13 protein-coding genes are annotated in these 23,968 nt (G+C 32.3%); 8 read left to right on the top strand and 5 right to left on the bottom strand.

Going from position 1 to position 23,968, the window contains the following annotated elements; translation table 11 throughout:
• Positions 1 to 297: 297 nt before the first annotated feature.
• Entirely contained in the window at positions 298 to 2,823 is a 2,526-nt protein-coding gene (locus LEP1GSC059_RS09145) for an ATP-binding protein (RefSeq protein WP_020980727.1), read from the bottom strand.
• Between the two features lie 392 nt (positions 2,824 to 3,215).
• Here LEP1GSC059_RS09145 and LEP1GSC059_RS09140 point away from each other — a divergent pair, with 392 nt between their 5' ends.
• The 4 genes from LEP1GSC059_RS09140 (at position 3,216) to LEP1GSC059_RS09125 (ending at position 10,506) form a co-directional block, all read left to right on the top strand.
• A complete protein-coding gene (locus LEP1GSC059_RS09140; protein ID WP_020980702.1) occupies positions 3,216 to 4,778 on the top strand; it encodes a sensor domain-containing diguanylate cyclase in 1,563 nt (520 codons plus the stop codon).
• Between the two features lie 378 nt (positions 4,779 to 5,156).
• Positions 5,157 to 6,752: a sensor domain-containing diguanylate cyclase gene (locus tag LEP1GSC059_RS09135; RefSeq protein ID WP_002179976.1), complete on the top strand. Its 1,596-nt coding sequence runs from the start codon at positions 5,157 to 5,159 to the stop codon at positions 6,750 to 6,752.
• Positions 6,753 to 7,270: 518 nt separating this feature from the next.
• Positions 7,271 to 8,995 carry an EAL domain-containing protein gene (locus LEP1GSC059_RS09130; protein ID WP_002180020.1) on the top strand — a complete coding sequence of 575 codons (1,725 nt, stop codon included), beginning with the start codon at positions 7,271 to 7,273 and terminating at the stop codon, positions 8,993 to 8,995.
• A 1,109-nt stretch (positions 8,996 to 10,104) separates the two neighbouring features.
• A complete protein-coding gene (locus LEP1GSC059_RS09125; protein ID WP_017213496.1) occupies positions 10,105 to 10,506 on the top strand; it encodes a hypothetical protein in 402 nt (133 codons plus the stop codon).
• Between the two features lie 1,000 nt (positions 10,507 to 11,506).
• On the opposite strand, the gene LEP1GSC059_RS09120 is transcribed toward LEP1GSC059_RS09125, so the two are convergent.
• Positions 11,507 to 12,730, bottom strand: coding sequence for a helix-turn-helix domain-containing protein (locus LEP1GSC059_RS09120; protein WP_002180026.1), 1,224 nt, complete (start codon positions 12,728 to 12,730; stop codon positions 11,507 to 11,509).
• A gap of 1,331 nt (positions 12,731 to 14,061) precedes the next feature.
• Between LEP1GSC059_RS09120 and LEP1GSC059_RS09115 the strand changes: the two genes are divergently transcribed.
• The 3 genes from LEP1GSC059_RS09115 to LEP1GSC059_RS09105 all read left to right on the top strand — a co-directional run bounded on the left by LEP1GSC059_RS09115 (position 14,062) and on the right by LEP1GSC059_RS09105 (position 17,636).
• A complete protein-coding gene (locus tag LEP1GSC059_RS09115; protein WP_002179815.1) occupies positions 14,062 to 14,883 on the top strand; it encodes an acyl-CoA desaturase in 822 nt (273 codons plus the stop codon).
• A gap of 306 nt (positions 14,884 to 15,189) precedes the next feature.
• A complete protein-coding gene (locus tag LEP1GSC059_RS09110) occupies positions 15,190 to 16,209 on the top strand; it encodes a hypothetical protein (RefSeq protein WP_017213497.1) in 1,020 nt (339 codons plus the stop codon).
• A gap of 776 nt (positions 16,210 to 16,985) precedes the next feature.
• Positions 16,986 to 17,636 carry an NADPH-dependent F420 reductase gene (locus LEP1GSC059_RS09105; protein ID WP_017213498.1) on the top strand — a complete coding sequence of 217 codons (651 nt, stop codon included), beginning with the start codon at positions 16,986 to 16,988 and terminating at the stop codon, positions 17,634 to 17,636.
• A 180-nt stretch (positions 17,637 to 17,816) separates the two neighbouring features.
• Here the strand turns inward: LEP1GSC059_RS09105 and LEP1GSC059_RS09100 are convergent, their stop codons facing one another.
• The 3 genes from LEP1GSC059_RS09100 to bcp all read right to left on the bottom strand — a co-directional run bounded on the left by LEP1GSC059_RS09100 (position 17,817) and on the right by bcp (position 21,497).
• Positions 17,817 to 18,704 (bottom strand): leucine-rich repeat domain-containing protein, encoded by an 888-nt coding sequence (locus LEP1GSC059_RS09100; protein WP_017213499.1) that lies wholly within the window; start codon positions 18,702 to 18,704, stop codon positions 17,817 to 17,819.
• Between the two features lie 590 nt (positions 18,705 to 19,294).
• A complete protein-coding gene (locus tag LEP1GSC059_RS09095; protein ID WP_017213500.1) occupies positions 19,295 to 21,028 on the bottom strand; it encodes a M61 family metallopeptidase in 1,734 nt (577 codons plus the stop codon).
• A complete protein-coding gene (gene bcp / locus LEP1GSC059_RS09090) occupies positions 21,021 to 21,497 on the bottom strand; it encodes a thioredoxin-dependent thiol peroxidase (protein WP_002179995.1) in 477 nt (158 codons plus the stop codon). The genes LEP1GSC059_RS09095 and bcp overlap by 8 nt, the downstream gene beginning before the upstream one ends.
• A 168-nt stretch (positions 21,498 to 21,665) precedes the next feature.
• Here bcp and LEP1GSC059_RS09085 point away from each other — a divergent pair, with 168 nt between their 5' ends.
• Positions 21,666 to 23,819 (top strand): adenylate/guanylate cyclase domain-containing protein, encoded by a 2,154-nt coding sequence (locus LEP1GSC059_RS09085; RefSeq protein WP_002179730.1) that lies wholly within the window; start codon positions 21,666 to 21,668, stop codon positions 23,817 to 23,819.
• The last annotated feature ends 149 nt before the right edge of the window (positions 23,820 to 23,968 follow it).

The raw sequence follows: 23,968 nt of genomic DNA, 5'->3' as shown, positions 1-23,968 counted from the left end.
AAAAATCTAGATCCGTCTCAAAACTTTTATAAATGTGTTTTGCTATAAGACTCGGTTTCGGGAATGTGTACATCAAGGAATATAATTTATAGAAACTGCCCTATTATATAAAATTCACAGAGTGGTTTTGGGACGATTTAAATTAACGTAAAAAATGAGAGAGAATTTTCTTAAAGTATGAGTTCTTAAAATTTATTCGTAAGGGCGTAGTAGTTCTCACATTTTATTTTTACGAAAAAAATCATGTTAATTTATTAATATCGAGAAAAATAATATTAAAATATTCATTAAATATAATTAATGAATTACAAGCCATTTGTAAATTATCTGTTCTATGTCTTTTTTGTAATAAGGCTTTCCTAAAAAATCGGACATCCCTGCTTGTCTACATTTGATTTTATCTTCTTGCAGAACGTCCGCAGTTACCGCGATAATTACAGGTTTAGGAGAAATCATAGGGTCCGTCAAAATAAAGTTAGAAGCGCTGATCCCATCCAAATGAGGCATATTTATATCCATAAAAATCAAATCAAACCTTGAAATTCTAACCTTTGTGATTGCTTCTAAACCGTCTTTAGCCAACTCAAATTTGATCTTGAGTTTTTTAAGAATACCGGATAAAAGAAAAATGTTCGTGGAATCGTCTTCGGCGATTAGAATGTAAGTGTTGGAAGATAGAGAAGAAAGGTCTGTGGTTTCTGGAAAATAAGTGGGATGATTCTCGGAAACAAATTCAGATAATAAAACCGTAAACTCAAACGTGGAACCTTGGGATTCATTTTTAAATACATGAATTTTACCGTTCATTAATTCTACTAGTTTTTTAGAAATCGCAAGACCTAGGCCAGTTCCACCGTATTTTCTAGAAATGCTCGAATCGAGTTGAAAAAATTTCTGAAATAACAAATCGATTTTTTCTTTGGGAATTCCAATCCCTGAGTCTATTACCTGAATCGTATATTCAATTTTTGTTTCTATCCTTTCAGAAAACGCTCGAATTTGAATTTTACCAGAATCAGTAAATTTAATCGCATTTGAGATCAGGTTGGAAAGAATTTGTGTAATTCTACGTTTGTCTCCTATGGATTTGTCGATAAAATCGGGAGAATAATCAGTTGATAAAACGAGACCTTTTTGAGTCGCTTGATAAAGGAAAATACCCATTGTTTCTTCTACAATTTCTTTCCAGCAAAATTCGTGTAGTTCTAAATCTATTTTATCTGCTTCTAATTTAGAAAAATCTAAAATATCGTTGATGATTTTAAGAAGAGTTTCCCCACTTTTTTGAATCAAATTTCGAATATGCTGTTGATTCTCGTTTAGAGGAGTCGATTTAAACTGTTCAATCAAACCGATGATTCCGTTGAGAGGGGTTCTAATTTCATGACTCATTGTGGCTAAAAATTGGGATTTAACCTTATTTGCAAATTCAGCATCGTCGCGCGCCTTGAGTAATTCTATCGTTCTGAATTGAACCTGAGATTCTAAATTCGTATTTTGTAATTCTTTCAGTGCGAGTAATTCGTTATGAGTTTCAATATTTTCTTGTAAAGTCGATTTTAACTCCAGGGCTAAATGTTCCGAACGATTAAAAGCTTGTGTGAGCTGTTGAGCTAAAACCCCAGCTTGAAAAAAAATAAAAACGGTCACTCCAATATAGGAAATATAGCCGGTAGAAGTATATCCTAACGTGAAAAGAATATCGTTTAATACTACTGTAGAAAAAATAAGATATGCAATTAGGATAAGAATAGCACCTTTTCGTTTCATTTTATGTGCTTTAAATAGATACAGAGTTAAACCCAAAGGGAGGCTTGAGATTAAAATAAATATAATACTAAAAAATTCGGTAAAAATACGAACCGGTAAGGCTAACGTAAAAATGGAACAACCAAAAACTCCGATTACCGAATTGATAAAAAAAGAAGAAACTTCTTCCGGAAATAAAGATTTAATAAACATACACATAAAAATTCCAATCAATAGAACCGTAAAATATATAAAACGAATGTAAAAATCAAAATCTATATTGGGGAAGAATATCATAAAAGCGTGATTTTCAACGCTAAGCTGACGAATCCCCATAAAAATACAAAAAAGCCCGAAAAATAAATATTCTTTTGAACGTGTTCTAAAAAGGAATAAAACTAAATGATAAAATCCAATTAAGGCTACGGATGCAAAACTTGCTATGTCCATCATCAAGTGTCTCATCTGGGTATTTCTGATTGTTTCCCATTTACCTAGATAAATAGGTTGCCAAAAGCCGTGATTTTGATGATTAAAATTCGAGACCCAAATGACGATCGTCATTGGACTGTTATGTGCACCAATTTCAGCCCTATCTGGTTTGAGTTTTGGGATCATGGTTTTGAAGTCGGTTCCCAAAACACCAACCTGTGCAACGGATTTATTGTTTATAAAAATTTGAAATGCAGATAGAATTTCGGTCCATCGAATACCATAGGAATCGTGAAAAGAAGCTGGTAAAATTACTTTTAATCGGTACGTAGCCTTACCAAAAGGGGATAAATTTTTTCCAGAAATATTATAAAACTTCCAATACGCAGGGGCTGGATAGAATCCGTTACAGTTTTCTTTCCATTTGGATTCTTCTGCATTTGGTGGAATCCATTGATCCCAACAAAACTCCCAATCCCCCTTTAAATTAACTGAATCAATATTAGGGTTCCAAGAAGATAAATCAATGACACCGTTTAAGGCAATCGGATCGTTTTGTATGAATTGGGAGCAGTTCAATAAAAAAGTAAGAAAAGAAATTGGAATGAAAAATATGCAGGAAATACGCAAAGACTTGATCATTTTTGACAATAATTCCTTTTTAATATAAAGTAGAATTATGGCAAAAAATTAGAAGGATTGCGATTCAATTTTAAAAATATTCAAAAAATCTGATTCAGAATTTTTGGGCAGGAAATATTTTTCTGGAAATTTCTTTGCTGAATCGGATCAAAATTTAAACCGACTATAGCCTCAGGTATCAGTAAGTTCTACTTTTTTAAAAATGGGTTTGTTTTTTATATTACCAAGCTCACTAGGAAAAATGACGTTTTCGGGGATTTCGTTTTATTCCCAATAATTCCAAGTATTCTTAAAATATAGAATAGTATTTTTTAGTCGAAATCAAATTCAATAAACATTTGCGGAGAATCAAATTCTATAAGATTCTGTATTATAGAAGAGTTTGAACTGAAATGAACGTATATCAACAAAAAGAATCCAGGATACAAAAAAAGAAGATTCTTATGATCTTAGCCGTTATTCCGGTTTTGATGATTGGAACGTTTGTTTACGAAGTAAAACAGATGCAAAGTGAAATTCATCGTGTTGTATGGATGAGGGCGAGGGTAACTCAGGATTATATTCGAAGAATCAGTAATCAAACCAAAGCTCTAAAACTTTCAATTTCTCATTCTATGGACTATTATGAAGATTCTATATTAGATAAACGTGCATTTCACAAATTTAAAAAATACTCTAGCTTAAAAATTTTTGGAAATAAAAATCAAATAAAAACAAATTCTTCTACTTCTGAGTTTTTGAAAACTTCTGTTCCTATTACTCCGTTTTTTTTGAGAGAAGTAGAAGCTGCTTTAGGGCTCAGTGGACAATTTGAAACCTTGGTAGAAACACAAAGTGAAGTAGTTTGGGCCTATTATCTATCTGCACAGAGGTTCCTTTACTTTGCACCTACATCAAAGCCGTATAAGGATGTTTTTAACGAAGGACTTTATCAAAGGCCTTTTTGGGTTCAGGCAACTCCTAAAACGAATCCTCAGCGTAAACAAGTCATTTCGGAACTTTACAACGATCTTGGTGGACAAGGGTTAATGATTACCATTTCCGAACCAGTATATTTTAGAAATCAATTCATTGGGGTTGCGGCAATCGATATAGGTCTTGAAGCGATGCGTAGAGTTTTAGCTGTAGGCGATTGTATAGGAGAAAGTATTCTTATAGACGAAAATAAAAAAATTATCGCAAAGGAATCTTGGATTGATATGAATGATTCAACGATTCAACTCCCAGACGGACCTTCGGAAAATTTTTTTTTGAAAAAAGGATACTATTGGGCTTTTTTCGAAATCAAAGATCAAGAAGTACGATTAGTACATCGAATCTCGGCGATAGAATTTTTATTTTCGGTCATTTTAAACTTACTCCCATTTTGGGGATTGATATGCACCCTTGGAATCGTTTCCATTTTATACATAAAATTGAAAGCGTCTATGGAACAAGTTTCAAAAATGATTCATACCGATCCTTTAACTGGAATTGCAAATCGACGTGGCTTTTTAAAACTTACACAAAAATCTTTAGCGGCGGTTCATCGTCACGGACAATCGTGGACAATTTTGATGATCGATATAGATCATTTCAAACAAGTAAACGATCGATTTGGGCATGATACCGGAGATAGAATCCTAATTAAAGTTTCTCAAATACTAAGCGCTAATATACGCCAAACGGATGTGGTATGTCGTTGGGGTGGAGAAGAATTTGCGGTTTTTCTTTTTGGGGTTACTCCGGAAGATTCGATGAATATCGCAGAACATCTTCGTAAAGAAGTTGAAAATAAAGTTATACTGAAGGATGGAAAACCGGTAACTCTAAGTATTGGAATTTCCGAAGGAAAAAGCGGGAAGAACAACGGTTTAGAAAATGCATTTGCTTGTGCTGATCAAGCATTGTATCAAGCAAAAACTTTGGGAAGAAATCGGGTTTGTGTATTTGATACTACAACGGAAACGTTCTAAACCAAGTTTTATAATTATTGAATATTATATCCTTTCTTGTTATAAAACGAAAATATTTCTGTAATTTTTAACAAAACAATTCTAGCGCAATATAAAGATTTCATAAAATTACTGTTGTTACAAAAAAATAGAAGCGTCCGTAAAGACCATAAGTTTTGTAATCAAAAGAAGCGTTTATAAATCATAAAAGATTTTATTTTTGTCAAATTTTTGTCTTTTTATCTTTTTTCACCTTAAAATTTGAAGATTCACTTACGTTTTACAATATAGATTCTCAAATTTGATTTTGATAATTGATGAAAAAGAATTTAGATTTCTTTTTCGGTAGAACCTATGTCATCTTTCCACGAGAGCGATCTGTTTATAGAGGTGACCCAATTGCAATTTAAGACTCAAATTAATTCACAAGTCGAAGATGTAAGAGTCAAAAAAAGAATCATCTTTTCGCTTTTAGCAATTATTCTAATATTCATGTTTCTTTTTCTGATTTATGAAAACTTCAGAATGGAAAAAGAAATCGATCGAATTGTCGGTATGAGAGCTCGCGTAATGAAAGACTACATTCGTAAAGTTGGATCACAAACAAGGGCCTTAGGGTTGTCCGTTGCAGATTATCTAACTTTTTACGAAGACACACCTATAAATCCAGATCTCATTAAAAGATTTAAAAATTATCCGAACTTAAACAGATTTGGAATTCCTCATATCAGTCGAGAAAGTCAGGAAGGTCCGGATGCGGGTACTTTAACCGCAGTAGGTTCCATTTATAAATTGAATCCTTCTCTTCTCAAGGAAATAGAAGCCGCTTTAAATTTAAGAGGTCAATTTGAATCCTTAACTGAAAAACAAAGTGAAGTGGTCTGGGCTTATTATTTATCAGAACGCAAATTTTTATATATCACTCCAAAATTTAAAGATGAAAATTATTATTTTACAGACGATCTTTACGCGGAACCTTATTGGACTCAAGCGAACCCAATCTCCAATCCAACCGGACGTCAAATTATCACGGATCTTTATGAAGATATCGCTGGAAAAGGTTTGATGATTTCGGTTTCTGAACCCGTGTATGTAAAAGGAAAATTTGTGGGGGTTACTGCAATCGATATAGGCTTAGACGCAATGCAGAGAATATTAGAAAGCGGTGATTGTATTGGAAAAAGCATGCTCATAGATGAAAACGGAAAGATTGTCGCTCAACCAGGTAATTTCGCTTTAAATGACAAATTACCTTTTTCCGTATTTTCCTCGATATTAGAATCTAAGAAATCTTTTTTTATCCAAAAAGGAAGTTTTTGGATTGGAGTCAAAATTAAGGAAGAAGAGATTTGGTTAGTTCATGAAATTCAAATTTTTGAATATATAATTTATGTTATAAAGAATCTTCTTCCTTTTTGGGTGCTTGCATTTACTTTCTTTATTGTGTTAGTGTTGTATGTCAAATTACGTTCTTCGATGAATCAAGTATCTAAGTTGATTCATACAGATCCATTAACTGGAATTTGGAATCGGAGGGGTTTCTTAAAATTGACCCAAAGATCTATTGCTCTGGAAAATCGACATAAGAGCGGATGGGCAATTTTAATGATTGATATTGATCATTTCAAACAAGTAAATGATAAGTTCGGACATGACGCTGGTGATAAAACTTTAATAAGAGTAGCACAAGTACTCAGTCGTTCAATTCGACAAACGGATGTGGTTTGTCGTTGGGGAGGAGAAGAATTCGCAATCTTTTTGTGTGGAGTTGGCCAGGAAATTTCTATCAACATCGCTGAAGAATTACGAAAGGAAGTGGAAAATAAAATTCGATTAGAAAATGGAAACCCTGTCACTTTGAGTATTGGAGTTTCTGGAGGAGAGCAGAATTTAGAAGAAGCATTTACAAATGCGGACCAAGCGTTGTATCAAGCAAAAACTTCCGGAAGAAACCGGGTATGTGCTTTTAATCTTTTACAGCCAATTTTAAAATAACTAAATCTAATTTAAATACTTTGGACGTTTAGAATTTATTTTCTCAATTCAAATTATAACTCTACAAAAAATTAAAGCAGTGAATTCCTTTTTAATTTTAAATCCAAATTAAAAATATTCTAAGTTTTTAATACACGATTGATTAAAAAAGAATTTTTAAAATCAATGTTAGTTGATAGAAACTTCCATATTGTAAAGATTGAGTAATTAGATGTAATAGTTGGCACGATCATAGAATTCTGAATTTGAAGAAAGAAAAGTATTTAGTTTAAAATCAAAATTGTTGGATCATTCTATTTTTACTAAGAAATCTGTTCCAAAAACTCAATGCCACAACACTCTTTGCGGAAATTGTGGAACTCAATTTGATCACTCTTTATGAGAGTCATCACAGGGGTAGAACTAGTCGAAATCGAGCGTAGCAGGATACCTAATTTGGTCTTTTTGATAAAGTTACAATAGGTCTTTGGGCGCACTGTAAAATGAAAGGATGAAATTTAAAATAAAGATGAACCATTATGGGAAACAGTGAATTCGTTCAAAATACAAGTTTAAATATCAAACCGGTCATATTGATCGTAGATGATGAAGTTATCATACTCGGAAGTATCAAATATGCGATTCAACTCAGTTTTGGGAATCGTTTTGATATAGAAATGGCGGAAGATGCTGATTCCGCAATGGAAATTCTAGCCAGATGCAAGTCGGAACAAATAGATGTTCCTCTCGTAATTTGTGATCAAGTGTTACGAGGAAAAAGTGGGGACGAATTACTGATTCAAATACATCAGGAATATCCGCAGATATATAAAGTGATGCTCACCGGTTATGCATCCGCAAAAAGTCTTGGAAACGCTCTTAATAAAGCGAATCTTTATCGATACCTTACTAAACCTTGGGATTCTGAGGATTTGATTCTTACCATTTCCGAAGCGGTAAAGGCTTACTTTCAAAATCGAAAAGTTGCGGAACTTAGTTCTAAATTAGAAGAAACGTATTTATTCAATCGAGAAACCTTATTTCCAAACTTTGAAAATTTAAAACGAAGAATTGATCGAAGATTAATTGAAAACGAAAATTCAATTCTTGCGCTTATTCGTATTGAGTCCTTTGGTTCTATTGCGGAAAATTTCGGAATAGAAACATATCGTAAGATGTTATTCGAATTTTTATCCGTACTTGATTGTTTTATAGGCGGTTATAATGGAGAAATCTTTCATATTTACGATAACATGATTGCAGTTCTTACAAAAATCGAAGAGGACCGATTCTATTCTTTACTCAGTGCTGTTCGAATCTTTTTAAGATCGGAGTGTATCGAAGTAGACGGGATTTCTTTTCAAGTTAAAATTTCCATTGGAGTTTCTTCGGATCAATCAGATGTATATGATAAAGCAAGACTTGCAATGATGACTGCAAGTAACAATTCTTCTGTAGAGTATATTCCGTATTCAGAAACTACAAATAAAGTCGATCGAATTTATGCAAATCTAAAGTTGGGTAAAAAATTCAATTCAGCTCTCAATGCTGGAAATATCATTCCTTATTTTCAAGGAATTTACGACAATAAACTTAATCGAATTACAAAATACGAATGTTTAGCAAGAATTATGGAAGGAGATCAAATTTATAATCCGGCGATGTTCATTCCGATCGCAAAATCCACCGGAATTATTCGATTGCTTACTCCTTTAATGGTGGAGAAAACTTTCAAATATTTCTCAAAACATCCAGAATATTCTTTTTCCATTAACATTTCTGAATCTGATTTGGATAAGAAAAGTTTTCCTCTTTGGGTAATGAATCGATTATTACACTATAGAATTTCTCCGGATCGTGTGATCTTTGAAATTTTAGAAAACGATCATTGGAACGGGAACGGCTCTTCTAACTCTACTCGTTCTTTACAAGAATTAAAAGAAATAGGTTGTAAAATCGCCATCGACGATTTTGGTGTAGAGCGTTCTAACTTTGAAAGATTGATAGAAATTCAACCGGACTTTATAAAAATAGATGGTAAATTTATACAAGGAATTCATGAAAATCAAACTTCATACAGATTAGCAGCGGCGATCACTGAAATGGCGCATACAATCGGAGCCAAAGTAGTAGCTGAATTCGTATCTAATGAAGAAGAATTAGAAGCGGTAAAATCTTTGAGTATAGATTATTCACAAGGTTATTATTTGATGGAACCGGCAGAAGATATCATTTATAAGGAAACGATTTTAAATTTGGTTTAGTGTCTTGAGTTTCGCAAAAAAATGTAGGAATTCATTCATACAGAAATTATAATATAAAAGAATACCAAAAAACGACAAACCATATAACACGACGTAACTTTGTAGGAATTCATACATTTTGTTGAAGGAACGAATGGGTTAAGATTTTTAGAATCAACTGGGCTGAACTTTACAGATAGGTTCTAAAATAGGTGAACTATTTAACATGAATGTAGCGTAAGAAAATAGAGTTGTTGAAAAATTCCATAGTGACGATTAACAAAACTGTTTTAATTACTGTTTCCATAAAACAGAAACGGATGGAGAATTAATTTTTCAACAAACTCTAATAAGGAAAAATTTTCTATAAGGTATAAATTCTCACAAATTTAGAATTTGTTCGTAAAATTGTGATTTGCAATACTACTCAAAACTTTATAAATAAATATCCAAAATTTTATTTTTTAATTGGAGATTTATTTTAAAATTTTTATAGATATTGTAATTTCTCTTTTATTTACCTATAGAAATTGATTAGAGTTTATATCTCAGTTTTTAGTAGTAAAAAAACAGGTATTTGTCTAAATATCCGTCAAACAATCGTAAGGTGGTGGCCAAAGAAGCTCTTTTCAGAAAAATGAATTATAGCTAAATTTGTGTTATTTAACTTAAACAAACCTGGTTTATTCTCTATAAACTATGATTAGATAGATTTAGTGTAAGAAAACCAAACCCATTTTTTATATTAATGAAACTCTTTGCGCCAAATTTGAATTATACTATAAAAAATAAATGATTTTAATTTTTCTGATAGTTAAATTTAGAAAACCTCTATAAAAATCCAAAAGATTTAATTCTGCACAAAATCGTCGTTTGGTGACGGCAAGTTGATTCATTTTATAGGTTGGAGATTTTTTGAATTAGATTTTGAATCATATTATAAATTAAAATATATAAACAATTAAAGTTACAAAAATAACGTTGGTCTGAATCGATATACAAGAATATGTATTTAAATTTCATAATCCATACTATAAGCTGCAAAGCTTTGTTTCTTACAAAGGTATATATTTTTTAGAAATAGTATAAAGAGTATTTCTTCAAAGACCTTTGGGTGGGAGTTAGGAAAAATGAACCAAGCTATAGCGATTGAACACCAATCAAAAGAAATACAAGTCAATACAATTCGTTATAAACTTTTAGTGATCGAATTTACAGGTATAGTTAATTATGAAACTTTAAAGGGAATGTCTGCTAAATTGAGTTCTATTCTTTATGAAATGGAAGGTATATTAGTATTAGATATCAGAAAAGTAACAAATCTAAATTCTGAGTTTGTGCGGGCTTTTACAGGAATTTTATATGTGATTTCCGAAAAATTTACTAGATACTTTATTATAACAGAAGATCAAAAGATTTATAATTGGATTATGAATTATAATCAGTTAAAAGATGTCAAACCAGTGATGAATTTTAACGAAATAGGAAAGGCTTTGGAGTTAGATTCTTTAATTCAACAATTTGAATTTTAAAATGAAGTAAATATTGAATAATACAATATAATTTTATTCATCTTATATTTTGAAGAGATCTCTTTTTGAGAATAAGTTATGATAATAGATGTAGAAGGGAACTCACTCTATTACACTCGTCTATCTGGCTTTGTTTGTAATATAACTAAGCCAGATAGATAATTTTAAGATTTCTTTTTTCAAGATAAAACTTATAATAAAACTACCTGCAATTTCTTTAATAAAATAATTTTAGTAGATTCGAATTTACTAATAAATTAATTCCTTTCCTTACTATAAATAAGTATTACATACCTTTTGAATATGATTTAAAATTAAACATAGTAGCAGACCTGATTAAATAAAATTTATAGTATATTTTTCGATTCAAACAAGTGATTGGATGGAAGTGTTTTTATCGATCAATCTTTCAAATATTGATTTCAGTTTATAACTAGGGGAGATATAAAACTAAAATTTCTTTATACTTAATTATAAATAAAATTAGCGCGAATTTATAGGAATTTGCGAATTATTAATTTAGCTCCTATATCTCCATAAACAAAGCACTGAGTCTATTTGGCTAATTTGCATTCATTAGCCAGGTAGATTTTTTTTCGTTTCAATTTAGAGATGGTTTTAATGTTTCCATTGCATTGAAATGGAAAATTGAAGCATTATTACTAATCACCATTTCCACTATGAAATTTTTCAACAACTCTATTTTTAATCTTTAGAAATCAAGAAACAAATGGGATTAATTTTTCAATTACTCTAATATAAAAACAATCTTACTTTTTTACGAGAAAATTTAATTTTATAAAGTTCAGTGATTAATAATTTGAACTTATAGATGCTCAAAACTATAAAGTTGAGTGCCTAAAATTCGGCTCCCGTATTTTTTTTAAAGTTTAACTGGTTCTTATAGAACGCTAGATAAGATGAGTAAACTTTAAGGCAAATCCCCAACTTATAATCTTATGGGGTCTATAAAATAAAGTTTTAAATTGAATCGATATATTTATACTACTGTGTTATCTAACTCATTCGATTCTGAATTTTTGTTTAGAATTTCAATCTTTTGTGAATCTGTAGATATTGTGAAATGTTCATAATTAGATACATTTGATTGGATAGTATTTCTTCTGAGTCCTTTGGGAGAGTGTCCGGTCCATTTTTTGCAAGCTCTATGAAAAGATGTATAAGAATTAAATCCACATTCAAAAGCAATCTCTAATAGATTCATATTTCTTTTTTCTACAAGAAGTCGGATTGCGTCGTTCATTCTATTTTGATTTATAAAATCCGAAAATCCCATATTTTTATATTTATTCAGATAAAAAGAAGCTTGGTGTAAGCTGACTCCCAAATAGGCAGAAAGATCGATCAAACGAATACTATCATCCGCATAAAGTTTCTCCCGAATAAAGCCGTTAATTCTTTCTTCTGCCCGTTTTAGATCGTCTTCCTTGAGAAGATTTTTTTCTTCTAAGGGTTCTACAAGTTCCAATATTTCATCTTCCAACATAGAATACGGTTGTTCTATGATTTCTTGAGTTTCTGAATTTAAACTTAATACTGAGTCTTGCAAAGTTGCTCCTTCATTTTGGGTCTTTATTCTTCTTTTTAAAAGATAAAGAGTAAAAATAAAAAACGCATAAAAATAGTATGAAATACTGTTCCACTCGATATTATAAAAAGCGGTTCCGATAAAATTTCCCAGAATTCCAAATCCTATTCCTCCCAAGATAGGAAATAAAAAATAATATTCTTTTTTATAGGGACGAGAACAAATTAGGTAACCTGATTCTAATAAAGTATAAATACAGATCCCGAAACAGCAAAGTTCTCCCGTTATCATCATGGAAAATGGTTTTTCAAAATACATTAGAAATGCAAAAGAAAGAATGATTGCGGTTATCGCGTTTTTAAAGATATAATGGTAGGATATTTGTATTTCGAAAATTCCGAGTATAATAAGTCTAAGCAATAAAAAGGAATAAATTGAAATTCCGCAAATTATGGAAATCAATTTGAATTTATATAAATCTTCCGACATCAAAATTTCTGGAATGGTTCGATTCCAGATCATTAAATAAAGGCCGAAGAAAATCAGAAACGTAGAAAAAATATTTTTCTCAATCCATTTTTGTAAGGAAGACTTTAAAAAAATCCTATCTTCAAAATTCGATAGAATTTTAGAACTATATACACGGTTCAAAAAACTTTCAATGTAAGTATTCATAAAAGATAAACTCTCTAATATTATGGGATTCGAATGTTGAATCTTCAAATAGGAAACTTCTAAATTTGATTTCCTTTTTTTTCTAACTTGTTCATCTTTTTCATTTTGGTCGTATTTTCAGTTATATTATAAGGAGTGAAATATATAATTTAAGAATCGATTTACAATTACAAGGTGTCGAAAGGAGCAGTCGCAGCATTCTTTGCAAAATCCAAATTTTACTTAAATGTGGCAAAATCACATAATACGAATAGCCTTCTATAACTTGTGAATCATTTGGATCTTGCAAAGCACTAAAACCGTTCCTTAAGAAAGGGCTCTATTAGCCATGTCTTTTAAGGGGTGATATAAGTAAACTAAGAAATTAAAAATCGAATAGATTTGTTTTATTGGAAATTATGTTTTGATACGTTTTAAGTTTAGAGGAATTTTAAACCGAAATGAACTTTTTCATAAAAAAGCTCATTTTGTGCCTTCAAAATTTTTACTACAAGCCATCTCAAAAATATCTTAGGAATAAATTAGACTCGGCATTTTAAGCAAAGATAAAGTATTTTTAAGATGGCTTTTACTGTATCACCTTTAATATTTGTAGTTGAATTGCTCGTTTAGAAGCAGGAATTTTGGCAACCTATTATTTCGGTTCTCGTAATCTCTATAAAATTGAGTACTTTGAATTTTATCACAGAATCCTGTTTCAGAATGAATGTTTGGGTATTTTCTATTGAGTTCTGAGTAGAGGGATTGGGTCGACTACGTGAAGATTATGAGATTCGGTAAGGAATGTGTACTACTTATTTCAAAACTTAAAATGTGAGATCTCCTTAAAAGTCAACAATTGAAGTTAAATACAATTTATTGAAAACGTCATATCTTTGGTAAAATCGATCTGGAATTTTTAGTAATATTTTCATGAGTCTAAGTAGTAAGTAGTTATTGATTCCGATAAAATTGATCATTTAAAGCGCTAGGGATCGATGCGAGGTCAAGTTATTGAGATTTAAGAATTATAAAATGTATTCACATATTATGATTACAATAACTTGACCAGAGCTGAGAGCCTGGCCTGCGCCTTTTACGCTGCCGTCTCATTTTACGATTTATAAAAGCGCAGGAGCGCCCATATTTTTTCTAACGTTTCATTGTTTTTTCATGCAGATAATCCCATGTTTTAAAGAAAAATTACAGAGAATCATCAGATAGTTGTTCAAGTGAAAGTATCGAGTTTTTGATTTTTCGAAAAAATAAGTAAAAAAACTCTCTTTTTTCGAAATAATTCGCAACCTTATTCCATCAATAGTCTCTATTTATTCAATAGGAGTTAATACCAAATGGGAATCATTCTATCTTTTTTCATTGGGCACTGGTTTTTATCCGCTTTTGCTCAATCGTTTTTTCTTCATAGATATGCAGCACACGCAATGTTTAAAATGAACAAATTCTGGGAGAAGTTTTTTTATATTTTTACTTGTGTAGCCCAAGGTTCTTCTTTTTTAAACCCACGCGCTTATGCGATTATGCACAGACAACATCATGCTTATAGCGATACAGGTAAGGACCCGCATTCTCCTGTAACCTCTAAAGGTTTTTTGGATATGATGTGGAAAACTGCGCTCAATTATGAATCGATTTTAGAAGAAACAGCAAGCGTTGAGAAAGAGTTTAAAGGAAATTATCCCGAATGGCCTGCAATTGACGTTCTCAGTAATTCTTGGACTTTTAGACTTTTTTGTGGAACACTTTATACTTTATTTTATTTTTATTTTGTCCCTGAAGGGCAATATGCTTGGTATCTACTTTTGCCGATTCATTGGCTCATGGGGCCGTTACACGGAGCAATCGTTAACTGGTGTGGTCATATGTATGGATATAGAAATCATAAAAAAAATCCGGACAACTCTAAGAATACTTTATTTGTGGATTTTATGATCGCAGGAGAATTATACCAAAACAATCATCACGCTCATCCAAATTCTCCGAACTTCGCGTTTCGTTGGTTCGAATTGGATTTTACTTATCAAATTATGAAAATTTTACATCTTTTAAAAATTATTAAAATCCAAAGAGCAGTTTGGACCGAAAAAGGGAAAAAAATACTCCGAGGTTCGGAAGTTCTTGTGGAACACACATCCGCTTCTACGGTCGCCGCCTAATTATATATTAGGTGGAATTTGTGTAATATTTTCCAAATAAAGAGATTCAATCATATATTTTTTATATTCTGAGATTATGATTTGTTTCTCTTTTATTTGTGTAAAACTTGAATTAGCAATTTCTGGTTTAGTTTAATGCGAATTTGGCTTAAGAAAATCTTGGCGAATAAAAACTGATGATGTTTTCTAAGGATCGCAGTGAATGCTCTAATTTCTTTGGGATTTAAACTCAATGAAATTTTTCGTTCTAATTTAAACAAATGATTACAATTTGAAAATGTTCAAAAACGAAGATAGAAAAACATTATGGACTCAGTAAAAATTCAATCTATCGAAATACTCAATTCGTTCAAAGACGGAATCGACGAGCCGGATATTCAAGCTTGTAAGGTATCAAAGGAAAAAGACTTTTTTATCGTTTTACACGGTGGAACGTTAAGCACTAAAGCCGTGTCCGTTTGGAGAATTTCTTCCAATCAGGTCCAGAAAGTGTCGACCATCCCAATTACGGAAAAAAATATCCGAAAACCACACATCTATATTTCTGAAAATCAAGATATTCTAATTTATTATGAAGAAGGTTATCTAAAATTCAAACTTTCTGCAGAAGGGATTTTATCTCTCGAAAACTCTTATCAAGGTGGAAAAGGGTGGGCCTTGGCGGTTCTTAAGGAAAATCTTATATTTTATTATTCAAACTATTATGATAATACGGAATATAAGAGCAAAAAACAATTCCGTTTGCATGATATTTTATCGCATAAAGAAGATAAGGTTATAGCTAACGATGGATTTAATAGCACCTGGATTGTAGATGCGGCCATTCATAACGATTCCATAATTTTTACCGGAGACGAAGAATTATTTGTTTTTAACGTTTCAGATTTTAAATCTCCCAGAGGTATATTCAAACAAAAGATTAAAAATTCAAAGTGGAAATTCGTTTCCCATACTCCCTGGATCGTTTGTGAAACTGAATATCACGTGTCTTCGGCTTTTCATTTGTTAAACGAAGTGGGAAAAAAATTCGAAATATCCGGTTCTGTGTTGAATAATCGTTTTGTCAGAACATTTGACGTGGATGAGTCCAATCGAATTTGGGCGATAGTATCTAACAAAAGTTTTGAACAAAGTTTAGTGTGTGTATTTGCGGAAAACGGGGAATTAAAATCAGGTCCGGTTCTTGTATTCCCAGATATAGAAGGTCATCCCAATTTTTCGAATCAAATCATTCATCACGTTTTAGAAATGGTCGTTCAAAAGGATGTTATATTCATTGTTTTTCGTTCGGGTACAATTGCCAGAATTACCTGGTCTAACGGTTGACGATCGGCTCTTCAGAAGAGATATTAATATTTTCTAAATTAATAATTCTATTAATTCATAAAAAATGAATTAATGTTTCCCATATTTGGAGAAACAAAATTTTCTAAAAGCTGATGAAATTATATTTCTAGTTTTTATACGGCGATGGATGTATTTGTGCCAATTTATGGTTTTTCATTCCTATATATAATACTATGACTTTGAACACTCTGTTTTATAGATCTAAATAACGTAAGTTTGATATAGTTATTGATTCCTATAAATTTTAGTACCCATAATAAATGTTGTGACTAAGAGCCGATTAACGTGTTTTCGATAATCCAATGCGAAAGCGATTGAGGCGTGATCAATAAATTGAATTCAGAAAGAGATTTTGTTTTCAATTAAACCCTCAATTTATTGATCGGAGCTGAAAGCGCGGTCCGGCAACGCCGGATTCGCCCAGATTTTTTTATACTGAACTTGTTTTGAATGAAAGTTAATAGTTCCACGTGATCGAAGATTTTTTTTGATATTACTGTTGGGAACCTTTATAAATCTAAAAAGGGTTTTGTCCAAATAAGTTTTGCAGATCTTATAAAAGTTAAAAATCTATTTTTACAAACTCAGAACAAAAAGAATTTGAAGTTCGATAACATACGTTAATAATAATGAATTTTTATTTTAGAGAAGTAAATTTTGAGTTTTACTAATCTTATAGAATTGAATACTATAAGTTTTTTGTTATGTGATTCCTTGAAAATAATAAATCAAAATAGAATGAAAAAGGAAAGCTTATGAAAGGTAAAAAAATAGGAATTTTAGGTTCCGGAATTGTTGGTCAAACTCTTGCAAATGGATTTTTGAAATACGGAGCCGAAGTGAAAATTGGTACGAGAGATTTTGAAAAACTTAAAGATTGGTTGGCAAAAACGGGAACAGGAGCTTCAATCGGTTCATTTTCGGAAGCAGCTAGCTTTGGTGAAATTATAGTATTGTGTTCTAAAGGGAGTGTGGCTTCCGAAGTGCTAACGTTAGCTGGAATCAATTCTCTTAACGGAAAAACGATTATTGACACAACCAATCCTATTTCGGAAATACCCCCTCAAAACGGTGTTCTAAATTTTTTTACATCGTATAACGAATCTTTAATGGAAAGATTACAAAAACAAGCTCCTAAAGCTAATTTCGTAAAATGTTTTAGTTCCGTAGGAAGTAGTTTGATGGTGAATCCTCAGTTTGAAGGTGGTAGGCCGAGTATGTTTATTTGTGGGAATGAAAATTCTTCTAAAAAACAAGCGAAGGAAATTTTAGATACTTTCGGCTGGGATACGGAGGACATGGGAAAGGTAGAAGCGGCCAGAGCGATCGAACCACTTTGTATTCTTTGGTGTATTCCCGGATTTTTATCTCAATCCTGGACACATGCGTTTAAACTTTTAAAATGACTTAACGTTTAGTAAAAAGATTATAGTTTTTCTTTTTTGAATGCCCATAAATTTTTATATCGAGTTTGTTGTTCAGAGCTAAATATATCATTATTTTTGAATGTGTTTGGGAAGAAAACGAATTTCTACTTTTCTAATTGTAAAAAATATAATGTTTACAAAGTGACTTTTATTGCCGTCTTATTTTGTGGCGGATTTGCCTAAAAGTTTGCGTGCATTTTGTTTTGCTTCTTCGTAGGCTTTTAAATGTGCTTCACATTTCTCTTTTGCTTTTGGAGAAGTGCTTTTAATTCTTCCGGCTTTTTTGCCTAATAAATTGAACCATTCTCCGTTTATATCAAGGCTTGATTTGGACTTTTCAAAAGGTAGAAAAGTGGAACCTTTTACATTAGGTAAACCTACTTCTACTAAAGCGTAATCTAATAAAACGAAAATGTTATCAGGTATAAAAATTTCTTTAAGATTTTTTAAACGTGCCAAGGCTTCTAAAGCCGGAGTTTTTGCAAGTGATCTTACAAATGCAAGATGAAAACATTCTAATTTTTTTAATTCGAAAAGAAAATCAAAACCCTCAATCGGCTGATTCCAATCTAAAGTGCCGTAAATACTGAGATAACGAAGTTCTTTGGCGAGGCTAAGTCCGGAAAAGTTAGTTACTCTTCGAACGTTTTCGATATGTAGAGCCCTGAGATTTTTTAATTTTCCGATCGGCCCCATACTTTCAAAACCGGAAACGTATTCTAAAACTAGCTCTTCTATGTTTTGAAGTCTACTTAGGAAGTCAATCGTCTTGGGGCGAGCATGAGTAATTCTTAATCTTTTGAGTCCCCAAAGAGTGGGTATAAAATCTAACTGTTCTTTATTTGGTTGATGGAGTGTAAGTTCTTCTAGTTTGGGTAAAGCCCCGATTGACTTCCAGTTTAAATCGCTACCGTAAATGGTTGCAACTGAAACCGAATTTCTAACCTGAGACCAATCGTCTTGATGATATTTGTGTCTTTCTACGTTAGGCACCATTGTCCAGTGCCCGTAAGTTCTATCTAAGAAATCTCCAAAATGGTGTTTCATTTTTTGTTATTCTGGATTTTATATAGTAGATTTGTTGAAAAATTCAATTTAATAAAACTTCTTCAATTGATCTGTTTCCATGAAACAGATGGAGAGTTAATTTTTCAACAACTCTAGTGTAATTTGAATGATGTTTCAATCGCAGCATAAAAATAGATCCAAAATTTTAGATTGTGGGAACTACTACAAGTGATTTCACTGTAAAACTTTGAAAATCTAGGAACTATCATAACTCTTGATTTTACAACGAAACTTTGAAATTTAGGCTCTTAGAAAATTTATAAATTATAGTTTTAGCACTTTATTATAAATGCAGAAATTATTATAAGTTCTAATCACGGGAAATGAATGTTTAAGTGTAATAGCCAAGATTATATCACTAGAGTTCCTACAAAAAGAATCTCATTTGAACGTTTCCGAACTTTCCAGCATCAAATCTTTGTAGACTTTATGTTTTGGGACGACTAACTAGAATTATAGAACTCATGTTATATGAACTTAAATGTAAGTTTACGGAAGAAAATAAAAAAGTAGTAGTTCCTACATTTTAGGAACTACTAAAAAATCCAGAATAGTAGTTTTAAATCGGCTTAGGATTTAAAACTACTAGACTCGAAAAAAAGATTTCGTAACTTAGTTTGTTCTTCGGAAAGATGATCCTCAAATTTAAACTGACTCGTTTGAAATCTTTTGGAAAGTTTCATTTTACGTTTAAGAATTTTACCTCTTCTCGAAATTAAAAGTTCTATCTTTTCTCCAGTTTTGCACTGTTTCAGAAGATCCTTTCTATTTCCGGAATAAATCCTAATCCCGTTCAAAGCGATCCATTCGTCTCCTAAACTCAGATCTACGGAAGAATCTAAAAACTTCCAATCGATTTTATTGATAAAAAGATTTCCCCTTTCTTCTCTAGTTCCAAAACCGAGTTCTATTCCAGGATTGGAGTCTAATCGTTTAACACCAATTTTGTGAAGATACTTTTCAATCGGAATTGAAATCGGTTTATCCAGATAATCTCCGAATTCTAATTTTAGATCGATTCCGGTACGTTTTTTTGCGGTTTCAAAAAATTCAATTTTTGTAAAACCTCTATTTTTGCCTACGTGAAAGGATTGATAGACTTCGTTCATCACGTCTAAAAGAGAATACTTTCCAGAAGTTTCCGATAAAAGATGAAGATTCATGGCAAGAGCTAAAATCCCACCTTTGACATAATAGGAAATTCCAGTGTTATTTGCGTTGGGATCATTCGGGCGGTTGTAAAATTTAGTCCAAGCGGTAAAAGAAGAATCTTCAAGACTCATCCAAGATTCTCCCTCCGATTTTTCTAAACTTTGTAAATCTTCCATAACTTTTGTAAGATAGGATTCCGGATTGAGGTGTTTGGTTTTAACTAAAAAATACGCGTCGTAAAAGGAAGTAATACCTTCTGCAATCCATAACTCTTTTGTTAGACTAGGTTTTTGATAATCGAAGGGCCCCAAAGTAATGGGACGAATTCGTTTAACATTCCATAGGTGAAAGTATTCGTGGGATAAAAGTTCCAAAAGTTTTAAGTATCCGTCTTTCGAAACTGCTTTCAAAGGATCATACATATTTACGGAAGAATTTAAATGTTCTAAGCCACCGTAGGTCCCTTCCGAAAGAATTAAAATAAACAAATAACGATTGTTTGGTGAAACTCCCATAGAACGGATTTGTTCCGCGGTAATTTTTTGAAGATCTGGGATTAAGGTTTTTTGAACGGACTTAGATAATTCTCCTTCAAGAACAATTTCATGATCACATTCTCCTACTTGAAAATGGATTGCTTCTCGGTTGGACAATAGAATAGGTGCGTCTAAAAATTCGTCTAAATTTTTAGAAAAACGTTTTTTACCTTTGCCGTTTAAACCGGAGTGACAGAATTCAAATGGAAGAGTATTTGAAATTTCTAATGTAATTTCCGAAACTATTTGGTCTTTTGGATATAAAAATAAAGCAGGTGGATGTAAAATACAAAAATCTGTGGTAAAGTAATTGGAACGAACCGAATAATCGTAGCCATAGACCACATAACGCAGACGAAAAGATTTCTCTTCGCCTTTAATTTTCCAAGAGTCCAAGCCGATTTGTGAAATTTCTAGATTCTTTCCGTTTTTTCCAAAAGTAAAAGCTTCTAGTTTATGAATATGCCTAGAATAGTCTCTGACCATATAAGATCCGGGAGACCAAACAGGGAGACAAAAAATGGTTTCATTTTGAGAGGACTCTACCTCCAATTCTACTTGAAGATAGTGTCCTGTAAGTTGATATTCCTGAATTAAAAAGTGAAGTTTATACAATGGACTTGGAAATCTCCTGGAGAGTTTCTTGCACCGTAGTTGTCGGGTCAACTTTTCTCCAAACTTTTTGGATCTTTCCATCCGGAGAAACTAAAAAGGAATCTCTGGAAAGTCCTTTGAAAACTTTTCCTTTCCATTCTTGATCGCCATAAACTCCCAAAGCTTCGCTAAGTTTATGATCCGGATCAGATAGAAGAGGAAAATTCAAAGAATACTTTTGGATAAATTGCCCGTGAGAATCTAAAGCATCCAGACTGATTCCGTAAACTTTGGCCCCTATCTTTTTAAATTCTCCCATATTGTCTCGATAATTGCAGGCTTGTTTAGTGCAGCCAGGAGTATCATCTTTGGGATAAAAATAGAGAAGGGTCCAAGAACCTTGAATATCTTCCGGAAGTTTTACTCTTTTACCTTCCGTACTTTCTAAACTGATCTCGGGAAGATTCGTTCCTACTAATGAATCTGACATTTCAATTTCCTCCAAATTAAAAATATAGAATACAATTGATTTTCCAAAAAAGCAGAAAGATCATGCCAAAGTTTTTAAATAAAAATGTTGAAAATTAGACAACATCAACTTCTAATTTATATACTTTTCTATTAAAAACCACATTTTCTCAAACGGAAAACATTAACTTTGAAAACGATTCTATTCTTTTTTTGTATAATCATACCTTTCTGGATCCTTGCTGAAAGTCAAGAACCGATCGATTTGAGAAAAGGGAACTGGATCGCAGTCGAAGGTTTTCAAAAAGAATACCTATATGGAATTGATTCTACCTTTCCGAAATCTAAAAAAATTTCTGACTTCCCAATTGTTTTAAACGAAATTTTCGAAACCTCAGTTGGAACCGGTTTGAAAGAATATACTCTACAAACCAAATTTCAGATCAAAGTTGATTTTCAAAAAACAAAAGTTTATAAACCGATTTTTTTGTATTTAGAATCCATTGGAGAAAATTGGGAAATATTTTTAAATGATCATTCTTTAGTTCAAGAAATTCATTTAGATGTTTCTCGCGAAATGATTTTAAGAAGAACGATTCGTGGTTTCCGTCTTCCCGTGGACTCCAGTCTTTTGAGATACGGAGAAAATATTCTGACGTTTCGTTTGATTGGAGACGCTCCCGCTTCGTTTTTATCTAAAAACGTGGATCTAGGTTTTTATATAGACGGAGACTATTCTCTTACGACCGAACAAAAACTTTCGGGCGAAATTTCTACCTTAATCAACCTTTGTCTGAATACGATATACGTCTTTTTTGGTCTTTATCATCTTTTGATCTACGTAAAAAGAAGAGAAGATTTATACAATCTCTATTTCGGAATCTTCAGTGTCTTTATGGCGTTATATTCTCTTTCAAGATCTAATATCGCGTTTGAAGTAATTTATGATACTAGTTGGATTACAAGAATTGAATATTCCTCTGTTTCCCTTCTGGCTCCTTTATTTCTTTTATTTATGCAAGATTATTTTTATGGAAGAGCAAAGTTTTCGAAAGTACTATTTGCAATTCTAATATTAAACTTAGTGATTGCTATGGCTACGTTAGTAGAGCCGTTTCGTTATACCATGACAAGTCTGAGGCTTTGGCAGATTTCCATACTTCCCACTCTTGTTTATCTTCTTTATTTCATGAGTAAGGTGGTTTATCTTCGCAAAAAGGACGCCATTCTTCTTGCGACTAGTATGTTTACCGTAGTTTTTATTGCGGTTTACGACGTGATCGATTCCATATTCTTTCAATCTGGAATCCGTTTTACTCAGTTTGCTTATTTTCTTTTTGTAGTCGCGTTGACTACCATTTTAGCCAACAGATTCATTTCTTTGTATCGCCAATCTGAAGACTTAAACATAGAACTCAGTCAACAGAAGTTAGAATTAGCGAGACAAAAAAATGCGTTTTTTCGTTTTGTTCCGATTCAATTTTTAAACGTTCTTGGTAAAGATTCCGCGGTGGAAGTTAATTTAGGAGATTCTGTTCTGAAAGAAATGAGCGTTTTATTTACGGATATTCGTTCTTTTACTGCAATTTCAGAACAGATGACTCCAGAAGAAAACTTTCGTTTTATCAACGACTATTTAGCAAGTATGGAACCGGTCGTTCAAAAACACGAAGGTTTTGTGGATAAGTTTATGGGAGATGGAATTCTTGCTTTGTTTTCCGGAGATGGGGAAAATACTCGTTCTCATCAAACGTCTGCGGATAAAGCGATTCTCGCCGCAATCGAAATGAAAAAAAAAGTTCAAACAATTAATGCACAAGCGAAGGATTCCCACTTTAAAGGATTAAAGATAGGTATTGGAGTTAATACTGGAAATCTAATGCTTGGAACCGTAGGGAGTCGATCTAGATTGGACACGACTGTTATCGGGGACACGGTAAACGTAGCTTCTCGTTTAGAAAGTCTAACTAATCTCTACCGTGCGGATATATTGATTACTAAAAGTACACTTTCTTCAATGACCATCGCAGATAGTCTTGCGATTCGTGAAATTGATTCCGTAGTCGTAAAAGGAAAAACAGATCCGATTATCATCTATGAGATTTATGAAGCGGATGCGCCTTCTGTACGAAAACTGAAAGATGCGACTCTATCTTTAATTACGAGAGGAATCATTTTGTACAAGGTTGCCGACTTTCAAGAAGCTTTGATCAACTTTGAACAAGCGCTCAAGGTTTTTCCGGAAGACATTGTTCCAATTCTTTATCGTAAAAGATGTCAGGAATATATTGAATCTCCTCCGATCGGTAATTGGGTTGGCGTACAACATCTTCTAGAAAAATAAATGAATTCGTTTTAATAACGAAGAATAGCCGCAATTGAAATTTGCGATCTTATATCTCTACTAGATAGATAAGGACTCAGAGCCGACAACGGCAGAATTTCAAAGTTTTTTCTTCAAAGGTATATTTTCCATTATTCTTTATACTTTGA

Origin of the sequence: Leptospira noguchii serovar Panama str. CZ214, assembly GCF_000306255.2 — a bacterium.
Classification (GTDB): domain Bacteria; phylum Spirochaetota; class Leptospiria; order Leptospirales; family Leptospiraceae; genus Leptospira; species Leptospira noguchii.
This window is presented reverse-complemented; position numbering and strand designations above follow the sequence as displayed.